The sequence below is a fragment of the Kitasatospora sp. NPDC059673 genome (genome assembly GCF_042734215.1).
Classification (GTDB): Bacteria; Actinomycetota; Actinomycetes; order Streptomycetales; family Streptomycetaceae; genus Kitasatospora.
In genome coordinates this window covers 58,419-76,656 of sequence record NZ_JBHWEN010000014.1, presented here as the reverse complement: position 1 = coordinate 76,656, position 18,238 = coordinate 58,419, and the positions used below count along the sequence as shown (strand labels likewise).

The 18,238-nt window shown below is 70.7% G+C and carries 14 protein-coding genes; 7 read left to right on the top strand and 7 right to left on the bottom strand.

Translation table 11 applies throughout. The annotated features are described in order from the left end of the window. The first annotated feature begins 521 nt into the window (after positions 1 to 521). The gene (locus ACFV18_RS18135) at positions 522 to 3,041 is read left to right on the top strand and encodes an ATP-dependent Clp protease ATP-binding subunit (RefSeq protein WP_380484269.1); all 2,520 of its coding nucleotides are present in this window, start codon (positions 522 to 524) and stop codon (positions 3,039 to 3,041) included. Between the two features lie 374 nt (positions 3,042 to 3,415). Continuing rightward, on the top strand, positions 3,416 to 5,749 hold the full coding sequence (locus ACFV18_RS18130; protein ID WP_380484489.1) for an immune inhibitor A domain-containing protein: 2,334 nt from the start codon (positions 3,416 to 3,418) through the stop codon (positions 5,747 to 5,749). 94 nt (positions 5,750 to 5,843) lie between these two features. Here the strand turns inward: ACFV18_RS18130 and ACFV18_RS18125 are convergent, their stop codons facing one another. After that, positions 5,844 to 6,953 (bottom strand): threonine aldolase family protein, encoded by a 1,110-nt coding sequence (locus ACFV18_RS18125; protein WP_380484267.1) that lies wholly within the window; start codon positions 6,951 to 6,953, stop codon positions 5,844 to 5,846. A gap of 339 nt (positions 6,954 to 7,292) precedes the next feature. Between ACFV18_RS18125 and ACFV18_RS18120 the strand changes: the two genes are divergently transcribed. Then, positions 7,293 to 8,267, top strand: a complete 975-nt coding sequence (locus ACFV18_RS18120) for a M23 family metallopeptidase (protein ID WP_380484265.1) — start codon at positions 7,293 to 7,295, stop codon at positions 8,265 to 8,267. 37 nt (positions 8,268 to 8,304) lie between these two features. Here the strand turns inward: ACFV18_RS18120 and ACFV18_RS18115 are convergent, their stop codons facing one another. Further along, positions 8,305 to 8,913, bottom strand: coding sequence for a TetR/AcrR family transcriptional regulator (locus tag ACFV18_RS18115; RefSeq protein ID WP_380484263.1), 609 nt, complete (start codon positions 8,911 to 8,913; stop codon positions 8,305 to 8,307). Between the two features lie 208 nt (positions 8,914 to 9,121). On the opposite strand from ACFV18_RS18115, the gene ACFV18_RS18110 reads away from it, so the two are divergent. Beyond that, the gene (locus tag ACFV18_RS18110) at positions 9,122 to 10,738 is read left to right on the top strand and encodes an MDR family MFS transporter (RefSeq protein WP_380484261.1); all 1,617 of its coding nucleotides are present in this window, start codon (positions 9,122 to 9,124) and stop codon (positions 10,736 to 10,738) included. A gap of 57 nt (positions 10,739 to 10,795) precedes the next feature. Here the strand turns inward: ACFV18_RS18110 and ACFV18_RS18105 are convergent, their stop codons facing one another. Both ACFV18_RS18105 and ACFV18_RS18100 read right to left on the bottom strand, forming a co-directional pair. Continuing rightward, positions 10,796 to 11,701 carry an A/G-specific adenine glycosylase gene (locus tag ACFV18_RS18105; RefSeq protein WP_380484259.1) on the bottom strand — a complete coding sequence of 302 codons (906 nt, stop codon included), beginning with the start codon at positions 11,699 to 11,701 and terminating at the stop codon, positions 10,796 to 10,798. Between the two features lie 35 nt (positions 11,702 to 11,736). Then, positions 11,737 to 12,480, bottom strand: a complete 744-nt coding sequence (locus tag ACFV18_RS18100; RefSeq protein ID WP_380484257.1) for a rhomboid family intramembrane serine protease — start codon at positions 12,478 to 12,480, stop codon at positions 11,737 to 11,739. A gap of 133 nt (positions 12,481 to 12,613) precedes the next feature. Here ACFV18_RS18100 and ACFV18_RS18095 point away from each other — a divergent pair, with 133 nt between their 5' ends. Next, positions 12,614 to 13,477 carry a hypothetical protein gene (locus ACFV18_RS18095; protein WP_380484255.1) on the top strand — a complete coding sequence of 288 codons (864 nt, stop codon included), beginning with the start codon at positions 12,614 to 12,616 and terminating at the stop codon, positions 13,475 to 13,477. 27 nt (positions 13,478 to 13,504) lie between these two features. On the opposite strand, the gene ACFV18_RS18090 is transcribed toward ACFV18_RS18095, so the two are convergent. After that, positions 13,505 to 14,215, bottom strand: coding sequence for a TetR/AcrR family transcriptional regulator (locus tag ACFV18_RS18090; RefSeq protein WP_380484253.1), 711 nt, complete (start codon positions 14,213 to 14,215; stop codon positions 13,505 to 13,507). 114 nt (positions 14,216 to 14,329) lie between these two features. Between ACFV18_RS18090 and ACFV18_RS18085 the strand changes: the two genes are divergently transcribed. Next, positions 14,330 to 15,034, top strand: coding sequence for an NAD(P)-dependent oxidoreductase (locus tag ACFV18_RS18085; RefSeq protein ID WP_380484251.1), 705 nt, complete (start codon positions 14,330 to 14,332; stop codon positions 15,032 to 15,034). Positions 15,035 to 15,048: 14 nt separating this feature from the next. Here the strand turns inward: ACFV18_RS18085 and ACFV18_RS18080 are convergent, their stop codons facing one another. After that, on the bottom strand, positions 15,049 to 16,299 hold the full coding sequence (locus ACFV18_RS18080) for an MFS transporter (protein WP_380484248.1): 1,251 nt from the start codon (positions 16,297 to 16,299) through the stop codon (positions 15,049 to 15,051). Positions 16,300 to 16,402: 103 nt separating this feature from the next. Here ACFV18_RS18080 and ACFV18_RS18075 point away from each other — a divergent pair, with 103 nt between their 5' ends. Beyond that, positions 16,403 to 17,005 (top strand): ArsR/SmtB family transcription factor, encoded by a 603-nt coding sequence (locus ACFV18_RS18075; protein WP_380484246.1) that lies wholly within the window; start codon positions 16,403 to 16,405, stop codon positions 17,003 to 17,005. A 7-nt stretch (positions 17,006 to 17,012) separates the two neighbouring features. On the opposite strand, the gene disA is transcribed toward ACFV18_RS18075, so the two are convergent. Beyond that, complete coding sequence (disA, locus tag ACFV18_RS18070) at positions 17,013 to 18,119, bottom strand: DNA integrity scanning diadenylate cyclase DisA (protein WP_380484244.1); 1,107 nt, start codon at positions 18,117 to 18,119, stop codon at positions 17,013 to 17,015. Between the last annotated feature and the right edge of the window lie 119 nt (positions 18,120 to 18,238).

The following is an 18,238-nucleotide window of genomic DNA, read 5'->3' as shown; positions in this document are numbered from 1 at the left end:
CGGTCGGCCGAGGCGTCCAAGGGGTACGGGCGGCGGCCGGCGGCGAACTGGTCACGACCTGTGCAACGCTGGAGTGAGCGACCCGGTCACGACCGCCGCCGGTGTGGCGGGACGTCACGCGGGGTCGGCCTGACCGGCCGTCACTCCGGGTGCCCGGTCGGCCGACTTCTCGCCAGGCGAACAAGCACCCCCCGGAAACCGCGCGAAACCCGCCGCCCAACCGGGTATGAATGCAGGTGGACGGGGTCGCAGGAGCCCGGCCGCAGCACTGCGCGGGGCCGGTCCACCGGTTCCACCGGACTGTGTTCGCCGTTGGCGTAGCGGTATCCGGTGCATCGGGCCCGCCGCTGGGAACACCGTCTCCCAGCATCAGGTTGGGAAAGGTGTCGGCTGGTCGCGCAGCATGTTTCTCCCGCTCCGGTGGGAGTTCCGTAGCCGCGCCGCTGAGCGGGACTAGCATGCGGAAGGACAGGGCGGGGACGGCCCCCGAACTGACCGACCGCTCTGAGGAGCGATTAACGATGTTCGAGAGGTTCACCGACCGCGCGCGGCGGGTTGTCGTCCTGGCACAGGAAGAAGCCCGGATGCTCAACCACAACTACATCGGCACCGAGCACATCCTCCTGGGCCTGATCCACGAGGGCGAGGGTGTCGCCGCCAAGGCGCTGGAGAGCCTCGGCATCTCGCTCGAGGCGGTCCGCCAGCAGGTCGAGGAGATCATCGGCCAGGGCCAGCAGGCCCCGTCCGGCCACATCCCCTTCACTCCCCGGGCGAAGAAGGTGCTGGAGCTGTCGCTCCGCGAGGCCCTTCAGCTCGGCCACAACTACATCGGCACCGAGCACATCCTGCTCGGCCTGATCCGCGAGGGCGAGGGCGTCGCCGCCCAGGTCCTGGTGAAGCTCGGCGCCGACCTGAACCGGGTGCGCCAGCAGGTGATCCAGCTGCTGTCCGGCTACTCGACCGGCAGCGGCAAGGAGTCGGCCACGGCCGGCGGCCCCGCCGAGGGCACCCCGTCCACCTCCCTGGTGCTCGACCAGTTCGGCCGCAACCTGACGCAGGCCGCCCGCGAGGCCAAGCTCGACCCGGTGATCGGGCGCGAGAAGGAGATCGAGCGGGTCATGCAGGTGCTGTCCCGCCGCACCAAGAACAACCCGGTGCTGATCGGCGAGCCCGGCGTCGGCAAGACCGCCGTCGTCGAGGGCCTGGCCCAGGCGATCGTCAAGGGCGAGGTCCCGGAGACGCTGAAGGACAAGCAGCTCTACACGCTGGACCTCGGCGCCCTGGTGGCCGGCTCCCGCTACCGCGGTGACTTCGAGGAGCGCCTGAAGAAGGTGCTCAAGGAGATCCGCACCCGCGGCGACATCATCCTGTTCATCGACGAGCTGCACACCCTGGTCGGCGCGGGCGCCGCCGAGGGCGCGATCGACGCCGCCTCCATCCTGAAGCCGATGCTGGCCCGCGGTGAGCTGCAGACCATCGGCGCCACCACGCTGGACGAGTACCGCAAGCACCTGGAGAAGGACGCCGCGCTGGAGCGCCGCTTCCAGCCGATCCAGGTCGCCGAGCCCTCGCTCCCGCACACCATCGAGATCCTCAAGGGCCTGCGCGACCGGTACGAGGCGCACCACCGCGTCTCGATCACCGACTCGGCCCTGGTCGCCGCCGCCACCCTGGCCGACCGGTACATCTCGGACCGCTTCCTGCCGGACAAGGCGATCGACCTGATCGACGAGGCCGGTTCCCGGATGCGCATCCGCCGGATGACCGCGCCGCCGGACCTGCGCGAGTTCGACGAGAAGATCGCCGAGGTGCGCCGCGAGAAGGAGTCCGCGATCGACGCGCAGGACTTCGAGAAGGCCGCCGGTCTGCGCGACAGCGAGAAGCAGCTGCTGACCGCGAAGGCCAAGCGGGAGAAGGAGTGGAAGGCCGGCGACATGGATGTCGTGGCCGAGGTGGACGAGGAGCTCATCGCCGAGGTCCTGGCCACCGCCACCGGTATCCCGGTCTTCAAGCTGACCGAGGAGGAGTCCTCGCGTCTGCTGCGCATGGAGGACGAGCTGCACAAGCGGGTCATCGGCCAGGAGGACGCCATCAAGGCGCTCTCCCAGGCGATCCGCCGTACCCGGGCCGGTCTGAAGGACCCGAAGCGCCCCGGTGGTTCGTTCATCTTCGCCGGCCCCTCGGGTGTCGGTAAGACCGAGCTGTCCAAGACCCTGGCGGAGTTCCTGTTCGGGGACGAGGACGCGCTGATCGCGCTCGACATGTCCGAGTTCTCGGAGAAGCACACCGTGTCGCGGCTGTTCGGCTCCCCGCCCGGATACGTGGGTTACGAGGAGGGCGGCCAGCTCACCGAGAAGGTGCGCCGCAAGCCGTTCTCGGTGGTGCTGTTCGACGAGGTCGAGAAGGCCCACCCGGACATCTTCAACTCGCTGCTGCAGATCCTGGAGGACGGTCGCCTGACCGACTCCCAGGGCCGGGTCGTGGACTTCAAGAACACGGTCATCATCATGACCACCAACCTCGGCACCCGGGACATCTCCAAGGGCTTCAACCTGGGCTTCGCGGCCACGGGTGACGTCCAGACCGGCTACGAGCGGATGAAGGCGAAGGTCGGCGATGAGCTCAAGCAGCACTTCCGCCCCGAGTTCCTGAACCGTGTCGACGACATCGTGGTGTTCCACCAGCTGTCCGAGGCGAACATCATCGAGATCGTCGACCTGATGATCGCGAAGGTGGACCAGCGCCTGAAGGACCGCGACATGGCCATCGAGCTCAGTGTCGAGGCCAAGAAGCTGCTGGCGAAGCGCGGTTACGACCCGATCCTGGGTGCCCGTCCGCTGCGCCGCACGATCCAGCGGGAGATCGAGGACCACCTGTCCGAGAAGATCCTGTTCGGTGAGCTGCGGGCCGGCCACATCGTGGTGGTCGGTGTGGAGGGTGAGGGCAAGGAAGCCAAGTTCACCTTCCGCGGTGAGGAGAAGTCCCCGGTGGCGGACACTCCGGCGGCGGTCTCGGCGACCGGTCCGGATCTGACGAAGTAATAGATCCACAAAGCGCGTTCCAAGCCGCCGCCTCCGACCTGATCAGGTCGGGGGCGGTGGCTTTTTCGCGTCCGGGTTTTCAGTTGAAAAACTGTTTAGGTTTCCGTGCGCTGTGAATGCGGGGGCCGTGGAGGCCGAACGGGTGGGCTCCGGCGCGGTGTGAGTGCGACCGATCCGCAAGCGGCCCACACCGTAGGTAGATTGACGGATCGTCAGATAATTTGAGTTGCCGGAGCATAGCGGCGTGGCCATGGCACGGTCAAGGTCTTTCTTTTTTACCCGACCTTGGGTCCAATGTCGTCCACCTGTCTTGCATTGGTTCACCGGCTCGGCCATCAGCCGCACCGGTAAGGGGAGGACGTCCCACGTTGAAGATGACCAAGAAGGTCGCCGCGGCCTCCGCCGCCATCGCGGTGACCGCCGCGCTCGGCGTCGGCATGCTGCCGGGTACGGCCACCGCCGCCCCGGCGACGCCGGTCGCCAAGGACCCGGCCGACGCCATTCAGAACGACACGGTGCCGCGCGAGCTGCAGAGCCCGCTGACCGACAAGGTGCAGGCCGAGCAGAAGGCCGCGATAGAGCAGCTGGTCAACGGCACCGCGAAGGTCGAGAAGCACGGCAGCAGCAGCGCGGTCAAGCTGGGCCGCGACAAGTACGTCGAGCTCTCCCGTGAGCGCACCGACCGGATCTTCACCATCCTGGTCGACTTCGGCGACCAGGTGGACAGCACCACCAAGACCCCCGACGGCAAGGTGAAGTACGGCGGCACCCCCGGCCCGGCGCACAACCAGATCGCCTCCCCGGACCGCACCAAGGACAACTCCACTGCCTGGCAGGCGGACTACAACCAGGCCCACTACCAGGACCTGTACTTCGCGGCGAACAAGCCGTCGCTGAAGACCTACTACGAGAAGCAGTCCTCGGGCCGCTACTCGGTCGACGGCCTGGTCACCGACTGGGTGCGGGTCCCGTGGAACGAGGCCCGCTACGGCTCGGACTACTGCGGCCAGCACGTCTGCGCCAACGCGCAGGACCTGATCCGCGACGGCATCAACGCCTGGGTCGCCGACCAGAAGGCCAAGGGCCGCACCGACGCGGACATCAAGGCCGACCTGGCGCAGTACGACCAGTGGGACCGTTACGACTTCAACGGCAACGGCAACTTCAACGAGCCGGACGGCTACCTGGACCACTTCCAGATCGTCCACGCCGGTGAGGACCAGTCGGCCGGCGGCGGCGTCCAGGGCACCGACGCCCTGTGGGCGCACCGCTCGTACGTGTACGCCAACCAGGCCGGCAAGACCGGTCCGGAGAACAACAAGCTCGGCGGCACCCCGATCGGCGGCACCGGCCTGTGGGTCGGCGACTACACCATGCAGCCGGAGAACGGCGGCCTGGGCGTGTTCGCCCACGAGTACGGCCACGACCTGGGCCTGCCGGACCTGTACGACACCTCCGGCACCGGCATCGACAACTCGGTCGGCTTCTGGTCCCTGATGTCCTCGGGTTCCTGGCTGGGCGAGGGCCGCAACGAGATCGGCGACATGCCGAACGACCTGGACATCTGGTCGAAGCTGAAGCTGGGCTGGCTGGACTACGACACCGCCAAGGCCGGCAAGAACGCCGTCAGCCTGCTCGGCCCGGCCGAGTACAACAACAAGCGCAAGCAGGGTCTGATCGTCGACCTGCCGGCGAAGACCGTCACCACCGAGATCAACACCCCGTTCGCGGGTGGCAACGAGTGGTGGAGCGGCAGCGCCGACAACCTGAACGTCGCCCTGACCCGTGACGTCGACCTCACCGGGAAGACCTCGGCCTCGCTCACCGCGAAGGCCTGGTACGACCTGGAGCAGGACTACGACTTCGCGTACGCCGAGGTGTCCACCGACGGCGGCAAGAACTGGTCCTCGCTGGCCGGCACCTTCAACGGCAAGGCGCTGCCGGAGAACTCCATCACCGGCAACTCGGCCGGCTGGGGCGACCTGGCGTTCTCGCTGGACGCGTACGCCGGCAAGGCGATCAAGGTCCGCTTCCACAACACCACCGACCCGGGCGTCCACATGAAGGGCCTGGCCCTGGACGAGATCGCGGTGACCGCGAACGGTGCGGCCATCTTCACCGATGGTGCCGAGAACGGTGACAACGGCTGGACCGCGTCGGGCTTCTCCCGGATCTCCGGCAAGTTCAACAAGGACTACGACCAGCACTACCTGGTCGAGAACCGCCAGTACGTGTCCTTCGACACCACGCTGAAGACCGGCCCGTACAACTTCGGTTCGGCCGCCCGCCCCGACTGGGTCGAGCACTACGCCAACCAGAACGGCATCCTGATCTGGCTGTGGGACTCCTCGCAGTCGGACAACAACGTGGCCAACCACCCCGGCCAGGGTCTGATCCTCCCGATCGACGCCCACCCGGCCCCGCTGAAGTGGAACGACGGCAGCCTGATGCGTCCGCGCTTCCAGGCGTACGACTCCACCTTCCGCTTCGAGCGCACCACCGGCCTGCAGCTGCACAAGGCCGACGCGCTCACCAAGATCCCCAGCGAGCGCGGCGTGACGGTCTTCAACGACCGCACCAACAGCTACTGGGACGCGTCGAACAAGTACAGCTCCGTCCAGGTGCCGAACACCGGTACCCAGATCCAGGTGCTGTGGCAGTCGCACAACGAGCTGGAGGCCCTGATCCAGGTCAAGCGCTCCAAGTGACGCTTGCCTGAGCACGGCTGAACGGCAGTACTGAACGAAGGGCCCCGGCGGTTTTCGGACCGCCGGGGCTCTTCGCCGTTCCTGAACTCCTCGGCTATCGGAGCAGCGCGAGGAAACCCGCCATCGCCGCGCTGACCTCCTCGGCGCTCCACTCCAGGGCGGCGGCGGCCACCGTCACCTCGGTCAGCGCCACGCCGGGCTGCGGGCCGGGCTCCCACCAGCCGCCGAACAGCGACACGCCCTGTTCCTCGGCCTGCCGGTGGCCGGCCTCGACCAGCCGCTCGGCCGGGTACGGCAGCCAGAGCTGGAACTGGTGGGTGTGCGGCGGCTCCGGGTTGATCCGGGCGCCGGGGGTCTCGGCGAGCGCGGCGGCGATCACCTTGGCGTGCGCCACGTAGTCGGGCAGCCGGGGCAGCTCGCGGTCCAGGCCGGCCAGCGCGGACAGCACCGCAGGCCACTGCTGCCACAGCTTGCCGCCGTAGCGGTGCCGCCAGACCTTGATCCGGCGGACGAACTCCTCCTCGCCGGCGACCAGCGCGCCGCTGTGCCCGCCCAGCGACTTGTAGCAGGAGACGTACACCGACCCGGCGCGGGCGCAGATCTCCGGCAGGCTCCGGCCCAGGTGCGGGGCGGACTCCCACAGCCGGGCGCCGTCCAGGTGGACCGGCAGGCCGCGGTCGGCGGCGAAGTCGTACAGCGCGGACAGCTCCTCCCAGCTGGGCAGCAGGAAGCCGGCGTCGCGCAGCGGGAGTTCCAGCATCAGGACGTCGAACGGCTCGTCCAGGGCGGCCAGGTCCGCGGCGGTGGGCTGCTGCCGACCGGTGGCCTGCGGGACGGAGCGCAGGCCGCTGAGCACCTGGTGGGCGCGGCGCTCGTGCACCTCGGGGTGGGCGAGCGGGTGCATCGCGACCACCGGGCCGTGGGTGTCGGCCCAGGTCTTCAGGGCGGCCTGCTGGGCCATCGTGCCGGTGGGGAAGTAGGCGGCGTCGGGTTTGCCGAGCAGCTCGGCGGTGCGGCGCTCCAGGGTGCGGACGATGCCGTTGCCGTACAGGTCGGTGGGCTCGTCCAGCGGGTAGGGGCCGTCGGCCAGTGCGGCGAGCTCGGCGAGGGATTCGCGGACGGTCTGCGGGCGGCCGCCGGACAGCAGGCGGTGGGCCTGGCGGCGGGCGGTGAAGCGGCGGTCCTGCACCGGGGTGTCATTCATCAGCTGATCATCTCCGACGGCTGGGTGGATCGGATGGCGCAGCTGGTTCGAAAGCCGGTTCTACCCGGGGCGCTCCGGGGTCAAACCGGCCGCTTCCCGGTGGCGCTGGTCACAGGGCCTCGGCGACCTACGACCGGAAGTAGGAGGTTCGAGGGCGAATATGCCGGTTCGCGGGAGGCTCCGGGTCGGTATTCCGTGAGCTTCGTCCACTACCCGCCGTCGTACGTCACACGCTTGGGCCTGCCCCGGGGGGTCGTTTACACCGGAGTCGTTCCACCAGTTCGGCGAGCCCCCCGGCTCGGCCCCGCTCTGGCCCCGTCCGTGAGGTACCGACTCCCGATGCGTTCTTTCCCCGCCACCGGCCGCCGGATTCTCCAGGCGATCAGCACCCGCCACATCCACGCCATCACCGGTTCCGGCGCTGCCGCCGCTGCGGCCCCGGCCCGCCGAACCCCCACCAAGGCGGTCGTCGCCGGCGCCGCTGTGGCCGCCTTCGGCGCCGTGCTGATCCCTGCCGGACACGCCTCCGCGCAGACCGTCCCGGCCGCCCTGGGCAGCTCCCCGTTCGCCGCGGCGGACACCCACCTGGAGAGCGGCGACCTGGAGCTGTCCGCTCCGGCTCGCCACCAGGACGACAGCAGCCCGATGGCCAAGGTCGCCGCCAACCTGGAGCACCTGGCGAAGCAGGCGGACGAGCACCCCGCCGACGGGCACCCGGCCGTCGAGCACGCCCCGAGCGAGCACCAGGACCAGGCGCAGCCGGCCGAGCAGCCCGCCGGCCCGGCCGAGCAGCCCGCTCCGGCCGAGCAGCCGGCCCCGGCTCCCGCCCCCGCCCCGGCGCCCGCGCCGGCTCCGGCGCCCGAGCCGGCTCCCGCGCCCGCCCCGGCGCCCGAGCCGGTCAAGATGGACTGGTCCTCCCCCGCCCCGGGCGCTCGGATCAGCAACCCGTACCACAAGACCAACCCGTCGTACGCGGCCGGCTACCACACCGGCACCGACTTCGCGGTCTCCGTGGGCACCCCGCTGCTGGCGGTCGGCAACTCGACCGTGGTGTCGTCCGGCTGGGCCGGCGCGTACGGCAACCAGGTCGTGCTGAAGCTGGCCGACGGCCGCTTCGCCCAGTACGCGCACCTGTCGCAGCTGGAGGTGAAGGCCGGGCAGCACGTGAACGCGGGCGACCGGATCGGCAAGTCCGGCAACACCGGCAACTCGACCGGTCCGCACCTGCACTTCGAGATCCGTACCGTCAACCAGTACGCGAAGGTGACCGACCCGATCGGCTACCTGAAGGGCCACGGCGCGAACAACTTCTGATCCGCCACCCGGGCCCTGCCCCGTCGAGCCGTCCGCGTCAGTGCGTGGGCGGCTCGATGTGTGCGGCGACCTCCAGGGCGACCTCCAGGGCCGCCTCCATCGCCTCGTCCAGGCCGGTGACCGGGCCGGTGCGCTCCTGGCCCGGCTCGCACAGGTCGGCCTTGAGCAGGAACATCGCCGAGTGCATGGACGTCAGCGCGACGGTGGCGCGCAGCTTGTCGCGGAAGCTCGGCTCCGGCCCGTGCAGCAGGGTGATCATCTTGATCATCCGCTCCTTGAACGCCAGCCCGGCCGCGGACTCCCGCAGCGCGGGCTGGTTCTCGTGGAAGAAGCGCAGCAGCGGCGCCCGCTCGCCCATGCCGGCGGCGAACCGGCGGATCAGTTCGTCGCGCAGTTCGGGCGACCAGTCCTTGCCCTCGCCGAACGCGATGGCGTCGTCCAGCGGGGCGGCCATCTTCTCGACGATGCCGCGGACGATGTCGTCCTTGGTCTTGAAGTGGTAGTACAGGGCGGCCTTGGTGACGCCGAGGCGGTCGGCGATCTCGCGCAGCGAGGTCTTCTCGTAGCCGTGCTCGGCGAACAACTCCAGCGCCACGTCGATGATCCGCGCTCTGGTGTCGCTGCGGGGGCTCTGGGGAGTGGTCATCGCTGGCGGCCTGCCTCGTGAAGTGCGGACGGGTGTCAAGGTCCGGTTCTTGGTCGCATTCTCCCTGCCCAGGGGGGCTGCTTCGAAACTGGCTTGACGACCGGCTAGGGAACAACTTACCGTGCCGAACGGCGATTAACTAGCCGGTCGTCAAGTAAGTTCCGTCGCGGACAGCACCGCGGCACCTGCGCCCCGGGAGAGACGCACCATGACAACCCAGCAGTCCGAGGCGGCTCCGGAGGAGCCGATCGTCGTCCTCGGGAAGGACGACGGATTCGAGCAGCGGCCGCACCGCGAGGTGCGCCTGGTGATGATCGGCCTGGTGATCACCATGCTGCTCGCCATGCTCGACAACCTGATCGTCGGCACCGCGATGCCCACCATCGTCGGCGAGCTGAACGGCGCCGAGCACATGTCCTGGGTGGTCACGGCGTACACCCTGGCGACCGCCGCCTCCACCCCGATCTGGGGCAAGGTCGGCGACCTGTACGGCCGCAAGGGCTCGTTCCTGGTCTCGATCGCGATCTTCCTGCTCGGCTCGGCGCTGTCCGGCATGTCGCAGAGCATGACCCAGCTGATCGCCTTCCGCGCCGTCCAGGGCCTGGGCGCCGGCGGTCTGATGGTCGGCGTGATGTCGATCATGGGTGCGCTGGTGCTTCCCCGTGACCGCGGCAAGTACCAGGGCATGTTCGCCGCCGTCATGGCGCTGGCCACCATCGGCGGCCCGCTGATCGGCGGCTTCATCACCGACCACCTGAACTGGCGCTGGACGTTCTACGTCAACCTTCCGCTGGGCGCGATCGCGCTGATCTTCATCGTCGTGGTGCTGAAGCTGCCCAAGATCCGCTCCAACGCCAAGATCGACTATCTCGGCGCGGCGCTGCTCACCATCGGCATCGTCTCGATGGTGCTGATCACCACTTGGGGCGGCCACGAGTATGCCTGGAGCTCCAAGCAGATCCTCGGCCTGGGCGCGCTGTCCGTCGCCTCGCTGATCGGCTTCTGCTACGTCGAGCAGCGGGTCGCCGAGCCGATCATCCCGCTGGGGCTGTTCCGCAACCGCAACTTCACCATGGTCTCGATCATCGGCTTCATCGTCGGTTTCGCGATGTTCGGCGCGGTCACCTTCCTGCCCACCTACCAGCAGATCGTCCAGGGCGCCTCGGCGACCAACTCCGGCCTGCTGCTGATGCCGATGATGTTCGGCATGCTGGTGATCTCGCTGGTGGTCGGCCAGGCCATCACCAAGACCGGGAAGTACCGGATCTACCCGATCATCGGCACCGTGGTGATGGGCGGCGGCTCGCTGCTGCTGTCCACCCTGTCCGTGGACACCTCCAGCTTCGCCTCGTCCTGCTACATGGTGGTGCTCGGCGCCGGCATGGGCTTCCTGATGCAGGTCACCATGCTGGTCGCGCAGAACAGCGTGGAGATGAAGGACATGGGCGTCGCCTCGTCCTCCGCCACGCTGTTCCGCACCATCGGCGGCTCCTTCGGTGTGGCCCTGTTCGGCACCCTGTACATCAACCAGGTCAACAAGAGCGTCGCGAAGCTCCCGCCGGAGGTCCTGCAGCACATGCAGCAGGCCGGCGGCGGCGAGGGCATGTCGGCGATGAACCCGGCCACCCTGAGCAAGCTGCCGCCCGACGTGCTGAACGCCTACCAGCACGGCATCTCCAACGGCATGCACACCGTCTTCCTGTGGGGCGCGGTGATCAGCCTGGTCGCCGTCGTCGCCGCGCTGTTCCTCCGCGAGGTCAAGCTGCGCGGTGGCGCGGACGCCGCCGAGGCGAAGGCCGAGGCCGCGCTGGAAGGCGCGATGTGACGGCCCGCGAGGCCTGAGGGACGGCCCGGGACCGACTGGTCCCGGGCCGTTTCGCGTCTACTGGGGCAGCCGGTAGGTGCCGGGGCCGACCGGCTCCACCAGGCCGTCGGCGACCAGGCCGTCCAGGGCCCGGGCGCGCTGGATCGCGTCCGGCCACACCACGTCCAGCTGGCCCTGGGTGACCAGGCCGTGGGCGTCCCGCAGCACCGCCAGCAGCTTGCCGCGCACCTGCCGGTCGGTGCCCTCGTAGGTCTGGCCGCGCCGGGCCGGGCCCCGGTACGGCGGGCAGTCGGCCCGCTGCCAGGCGCACTCGGCCAGCAGCGGGCAGCCTCCGCACTCGGGGCCGCGCGCCGTACACACCAGGGCGCCCAGCTCCATCACCGCGACCGCCCAGGTCGCGGCCCGCTCGTCACCGGCCGGCAGCAGCTCGTGCGCGGTGCGGCGCTCGGCGGCGGTGGTGGCGTTCGCCGGGTACTCGACGCCGGTGACGGCGCGGGCGAACACCCGGCGCACGTTGGTGTCCAGCACCGCGTGGCGCTGCCGGAACGCGAACGAGGCGACCGCGGCCGCCGTGTACTCGCCCACCCCGGGCAGGGCCAGCAGCGCCGCGTGGTCGTCCGGCACCACGCCGTCGTGCTGCTCGGTGATCGCGGTGGCCGCCGCGTGCAGCCGCAGCGCACGGCGCGGGTAGCCGAGCCGGCCCCACATCCGGACCGCCTCGCCGGGCGCGTCCGCGGCCAGGTCGGCGGGGGTGGGCCAGCGCTCCAGCCAGGCCGCGTATGCGGGCAGCACCCGCTTCACGGGCGTCTGCTGGAGCATGAACTCGCTGACCATCACCGCCCAGGGCGAGGCGTCCGGGGTCCGCCAGGGCAGATCGCGGGCGTGGGCCTCGTACCAGCCGATGACGGTGGAGTGCAGCGCCTGTACGGCGGCGGGGGCGAGAGTCGAAGCAGTGGCAACCATGGCCCCTCGATCCTGCCACGAGGTGCCGCGCGGGCTTAAAGCCCCAGGTCGTCCAGCTCCTTCAGCAGGTCGGCCCGCGAACCGGCGGGAGCGGTGGAGGGGCCGGCGGCCGGAACGGAGGCCGGACCGACGGCCGGTACGGCGCCTGCGGCGGGAGCCGCCGTCCGCTTCGGCTCCCGCGCCCGGAATATCCAGGCGCCGGCCAGACCGCCGACCAGGCCGCCCAGGTGCCCGAGCCAGGACACCCCGGGGGTGCCCGGGATCGCCGTGGTCAGCAGGTACGCGAAGGACGCGCCCATCACCAGGCCGATCAGCGTGTCGATCAGGTTGCGGTCGAACAGGCCGCGCAGCACCACGTAGCCGAAGTACCCGAAGATCACTCCGCTGGCGCCGACGGTCACCACGTCGTCCCGCTCGAACAGCCAGACCGCCATACCGCTGGTCACCACCAGCAGCGCCGTCAGGGCGAGGAACTTGCGCACCCCGCGGTAGGCGGCGAGGAAGCCGAACACGAACAGCGGGCCCGAATTGCCTTCCAGGTGCTGCCAGTTCAGGTGCAGGAACGGCGCGGTCAGCAGGTTCGGCAAGCTGTCCAGCTGGTGCGAGCGGATGCCGTGCTGCAGGGCGATCTGCTCGTCCATCGCCCAGTTCGCCACCTGCACGATCCAGATCAGGCAGAGGAAGCCGAACATGGTGAAGAAGGCCCTGCGCGCCTCGGCGATCAGCTGCGCGGGGTCGAGGGTCGCGGTGCCGGGAGCGGAGTCGTGCGGGGAGGCCATGAGGGCGACTATAGGGCGGCGCACCGTCGTGTCGAGTCCCCCGACCGGAGCAAATGGCGGATCATGTGAAAGAAGTGCCTCTGCTGCGGTGTTGATGCGTCAACAGACGCACAAGGTCTCGTAGAGTTTGCCCGTGCCTTCTCTGCGCCAGCCCGTCGGACCGCTGCCCGCCTCGATCTACTGGCGGCGCCGCGTCGTGGTCCTCGCTGTCCTCGCCGTCGTTCTGCTGCTGGTCGGCTGGCTCGCGTTCGGCACCGGCGGGGACGGCGAGAAGCAGAAGAAGGCCTCCGAAGCCACCGGTGCGCAGCCCGCGCCCGCCCAGTCCATCACCCCCGGCGCCTCCCCCAGCGGCTCCGCCATCACCACCCGCCCCGGCGGCAACGGCGGCGGCTCGGGCGGCGGCGCGGCCGGCGAGCTGAACGTGACGGGCGGCGGCAGCGGCGGCTCGGGCAGTAACGGCGGTTCCGGTAACGGCGGTGGTACGGGCAACGGCGGTGGCAGCGGTTCGAACGGCTCCGGCGGCAGCGGCGGGCGCGCCGCCTCGCCCGGCCCCTCGCCGGCCGTCAACACGCCCGAGGTGATGGCCCTCCCGGTCTGTGCCACCTCTCAGCTGTCGCTGGAGCTGGCCCCCGCGCAGAACTCCTTCGCCGCCAAGGACAAGCCGCGCCTCGCCCTGACCATTCGCAACTCCTCGGGCTCCGGCTGCCGGGTCAACCTCTCGCGCGAGAACTCGGCGCTCACCATCACCTCCAGCACCAATGAGCGGATCTGGTCGTCCGCCGACTGCGTCCCGGAGAAGGTCGACGCCTGGGCGCAGATCGCCGGCAACAGCGGTGTCACCGAGACCTTCGGCTGGGACCGCGGCCGCTCCAAGCCGCAGTGCGCCAGCGCCGACCCGACGCCGGCCCAGCCCGGCAACTACCTGGTCCAGGCCGACCTGACCGGCCCGGCCGGCGGCCCGCTGTCGGCCCGCACCTCGGTCCGCCTGGAGGGCTGACGGCGGTCCGCCTGGAGGGCTGACGGCTCAGCCGGACAGGCCCAAGGACCTGACCAGCTGGGCGAGTTCGACCCGGAACAGCTTCTCCGGCGAGGTCGTCTGCGCGCCCAGGTGCCCGTAGACCTCCAGCGCGACCAGGCCGTGCAGGTGGCCCCAGATCCGCAGGGCCAGGGCCACGCCGGCCGGGGGCAGCGCGGGGAAGGCCGGGCGGACCTTGTCGAGCAGGCCGGTGTCGAAGTCGTCCCAGTCGAAGTCCGCGCCGCCGTGCGCGGGTTCGGCGTGCGCCCAGGCGGCGTCGGCGAGCGCCGCGATGCCGACGCAGACCCGGCGGGCGGCGTCCGGTGCGGCGCCGCCCTCGGGGGCCCGGTAGCCGGGGACGGGGTCGCCGTAGACCAGCCGGAAGCCCTCGGGGTTGGCCAGCGCCCAGGCTCGGAACGCGCCCGCCCAGGCCTGGATCCGCGCTGCCGGGGTGTCGGCCGCGGAGTCGGCCCAGGCGGCGTCCACGGCGTCGGCCAGCGCGGTGTAGACGTCGGCGATCAGGACGGTGACCAGGTCGTCGCGGGTCGCGAAGTAGCCGTAGATGGCGTTCGCGGTCATGCCCATCTCGCGGGCGATCGCCCGCAGGGTGATCGCGTCGGGGCCGCCGGAGCGCATCAGCTCCAGGGCGGTGCGCTTGATCTCGGCGGTGGTCTCGGCGCGCAGTCGTTCGCGCCGTCCGGTGCTGGGGGTGGCTGCCACGGGTCGAATCTACAGCGTCACCGCTCTGATTGCCGTGCAGAAACTGCACGCCGTATAGTCACTGCACGGCGTGCAGCGCTCGGCTGCCCGCAGGCATGAGATCAGGGGAGAACCATGCACATCGGCGTCATCGGAGCCACCGGCACCATCGGCAGCCGGATCGTCACCGAAGCCCTCGGACGCGGGCACCGGGTCACGGCGTTCAGCCGGGACGCGTCCGCGATCACCGACCGGCGGGAGAACCTCGACTGGGCGAGCATCGACGTCCTGGACCCGGAGAGCGTCGCCGCCGCGCTGCCGCCCGGGCTGGACGTGCTGATCAGCGGCTTCCAGCCCGGGAACGCCTCGCTCGACTTCCACGACACCGTCCGGCGCTCGATCGCCGACCCGGGCGTCTACGCGCGGGCCGCCCGCTCGCTGCTCACCGCGCTGGATTCGCGCCCGCGGGTCCGGCTGATCGTGATCGGCGGGGCGGGCAGCCTGGAACAGGAGCCGGGCGTGGTGCGTGCCGACCACGACGAGCTGCTGCACTCCCTGCTCGACGAGCTCGGCCTGCCCCGCGAGTACGCCGCCGCCGTCCGCGGCCACCGGGACGCGCTCGACGTGCTGCGCACCTCCAACCGACTGTGGACGTACTTCAGCCCGGCCGAGCAGATCGGCCCCGGCGAGCGCACCGGCCGCTTCCGCCTCGGCGGCGACCAGCCCGTCGTGGACGCCGACGGCAAGAGCCGGATCTCCGCCGAGGACGCCGCGATCGTCCTGGTCGACGAGGCCGAACTGCCCCGTCACGTGCAGCGGCGCTTCACCGCCGGGTACTGATCCGGAGCCGCAGCTCACGCCTTCGGCCAGCTCGTGCCGCGCAGCGAGCGGCCGAGGGTGAGCGGGAGCAGGCCACCGGCGAGCAGGGCGGCGAGCAGCGGCAGCACGGTGGTGGCGGGGAGGCGGTCGAGCAGCAGGCCCGCGGTCATGGTGCCGACGGGCAGGCCGGCCATCAGCAGGGTCATGGTGGCGGCCACCGCGCGGCCGCGCATCGCCTCGGGGACCTGCTGGAAGACCAGCACGTCGAGCATGACGCGCAGGGCGGGCACGCCCAGCGACATCACGGCGAGCGCGGCGAACACCACCACCGGGCCGCCGGCCAGGGCGGGGACGAGGAACAGCAGCGCGGCCGTCCAGGCGACGGCGAGCAGCAGCACGCCGGGGGCGAGGGTGCGGTGCAGGCGGGTGACCAGCGGGGCGCCGAGCAGGCCACCGACGGCTTCGCCGGTGAGGGCGAGGCCGGTGCCGGCCTCGGAGGTGCCGTGGTCGCGCAGCAGCACCATGACGGCCAGCAGCATCGCGGAGCCGGCCAGGTTGAGCGCGACGGTGACCAGCACGGTGGCACGCAGCGTCGGGTCGGCGAACAGGTACCGCAGCCCGGCGAACACCGCGCCCTTCTCCTTCCCGCCGCTCGCCGCCTGCCCCTCGCCCGGCTCGGGGTCGAAGCGGACGGCCACCGACGCGCCGAGCGCGGCCGCGGAGGCCAGCACGGTGGCGAGGAAGGGGACGGCCCGGCCGAGGCCGAGCAGGAAGCCCGCCAGTGGCGGTCCGGCCAGTGCCGCGCCGTTGACCCGCAGTTCGTCCTGGGACAGCGCCTGGCGCAGCTGCTCGGGCGGGACGACGGCGCGCAGGGCGAGCATCCGGGCGGGGCCGCCGTAGGCCATGGTGGCGCCGATGGCGGCGGCGGCCAGCAGGGTGTGCGGGACGGTCAGCCGGTGGGTGAACAGCGCGACGGCCACGCTGAGCGCGGTGACCAGCCGGACGGTGTCGGCGAGGATCAGCACCCGCCGTTTGTCGTGCCGGTCGGCGACCGCGCCGCCGTGCAGGCCGAACAGCACGGACGCGCCGAACTGGACGGCACCGAACGCCCCGGCGAGGGTGGGCGATCCGGTCATGGCGAGCAGCAGCAGCGGGTACGCGGTGTCGGCGACGCAGGTGCCGAGCATCGCGGCCGCGGAGCCGGCCCACAGCGTCTGGAACCGCCGGTTGCGGCGCAGCGGCACCGCCTCGGACACGGCCTTGGTCGGGCTTTCGGTCACCGTCATCACTCCACCCCGTTCACGTATCGCGCAACCATTCACGTCTGCGTGAATGGTTGCACGGGCGCGAATGATTGCACAAGGGCCAACGCTGTGGCTGAATGTGAACGTGGTTGATCAGATGAAGGAACGCGAGGTCACCGACGTCGCGACGTTGAAGGCCCTGGCCGACCCGCTGCGCCTGGCCGTGCTCAGTGCGCTGATGAAGCGGGACCCGCAGCCGATGTCGGTGAAGGAGATCGCGGCCGAGCTGGACGAGGCGCCGACCAAGCTCTACCGGCACATCAAACAGCTGGAGCAGACCGGGCTGGTGCACGTCGCGGAGACCCGGCTGGTGTCCGGGATCGTGGAGAGCCGCTACCGCTCCGCGCAGCAGTCACTGCGGCTGTCGCCGCAGGTCCTCGCGGAGGGCGAGCAGCCGCCGGAGGCGCTGGGCACCGTGCTGGCGACGATGGACCTGGTGCGGGCCGACTTCCGGCGCAACTTCCTGGCCGGCCGGATCGACCTGACCCCGGCGGCCCAGGGCAACCCGCTGCCGAACAAGTTCGCGCACACCAACGTCCGGCTCACCCCGGAACGGCTGCGCAGGCTGCGCTCCCGGCTGGACGAGCTGCTGGACGAGGTGTTCGCGGAGGACGACTCGGCCGAGCCCGACGCGGTCGAGGTGACCCTGTTCGCGCTGATGTACGCCGTCCTGCCCGCCAAGGACTGACGACTGCTCAGACGTAGCGTTCCAGGATGGAGGACTCGGCGAGCCGGGACAGCCCCTCGCGCACCGAGCGGGCCCGGGTCTCGCCGACGCCCTCCACGGTCTGCAGGTCGTCGATGGACGCGGCCAGCAGCTTCTGCAGGCCCCCGAAGTGGTCGACCAGCCGCTCGATCACGGTGTTCGGCAGCCGCGGCACCTTGGCGAGCAGCCGGTAGCCGCGCGGGGAGACCGCGGAGTCCAGCGACTCGGGGGTACCGGTGTAGCCGAGCGCCTTGGCGACGGTCTGCAGGTCCAGCAGCTCGGCGTGGGTGAGCGCCTCCAGGTCGTCCAGCACCTCGGCGACGGTACGGCCCTTCTTGGCGGCCCGGTCCGGGAAGTAGTCGCGGACCACGAGTTCGCGCTCCGGCTCGACGCCGGCGATCAGCTCGTCCAGCTGGAGCGACAGCAGGCGGCCGTCGGTACCGAGTTCCAGCACGTAGCCGGCGATCTCGCCGGCGATCAGCCGGACCATCTCCAGGCGCTGCACCACGGCCGAGACGTCCCGGACGGTGACCAGGTCCTCGATCTCCAGCGCGGAGAGCGTGCCGGCCACCTCGTCGAGGCGCAGCTTGTAGCGCTCCAGGGTGGCCAGCGCCTGGTTGGCGCGGGACAGCACGGTGGTGGAGTCCTCCAGCACCCGGCGGGTGCCGTTCACGTACATGGCGATCAGCCGCATCGAGTGCGAGACCGCGACCACCGGGAAGCCGGTCTGCCGGTTGACCCGCTCGGCGGTGCGGTGGCGGGTGCCGGTCTCGTCGGTGGGGATGTTGGCGTCCGGCATCAGGTGCACGCCGGCCCGCAGGATCTTGGTGATGTCCTTGTCGAGGATCACCGCGCCGTCCAGCTTGCACAGCTCGCGCAGCCGGGTGGCGGTGAACTCGACGTCCAGCACGAAACCGCCGGTGCACAGCGCGTCGACGCTCTTGTCGAAGCCGAGGACGATCAGGCCTCCGGTGTTGGCCCGGAGCACCCGCTCCAACCCGTCCCGCAGCGCCGTGCCCGGCGCGACCGCACTCAGGGAAGCCCGCAGCAGGGCCTCCTCGCGGGGGGACTTGTCCGCCCGGTCGATGGCTGCCACGTGACTCCTTGGGCCGACCCGGACCGTGTGGCCACGATGCCCGACGGTCTGTCTGTTATTACTGCACTTGACGGCAATTAGCAGGTGCAGTCTAACTGCGTGCGGCAGCGGCGGGACGA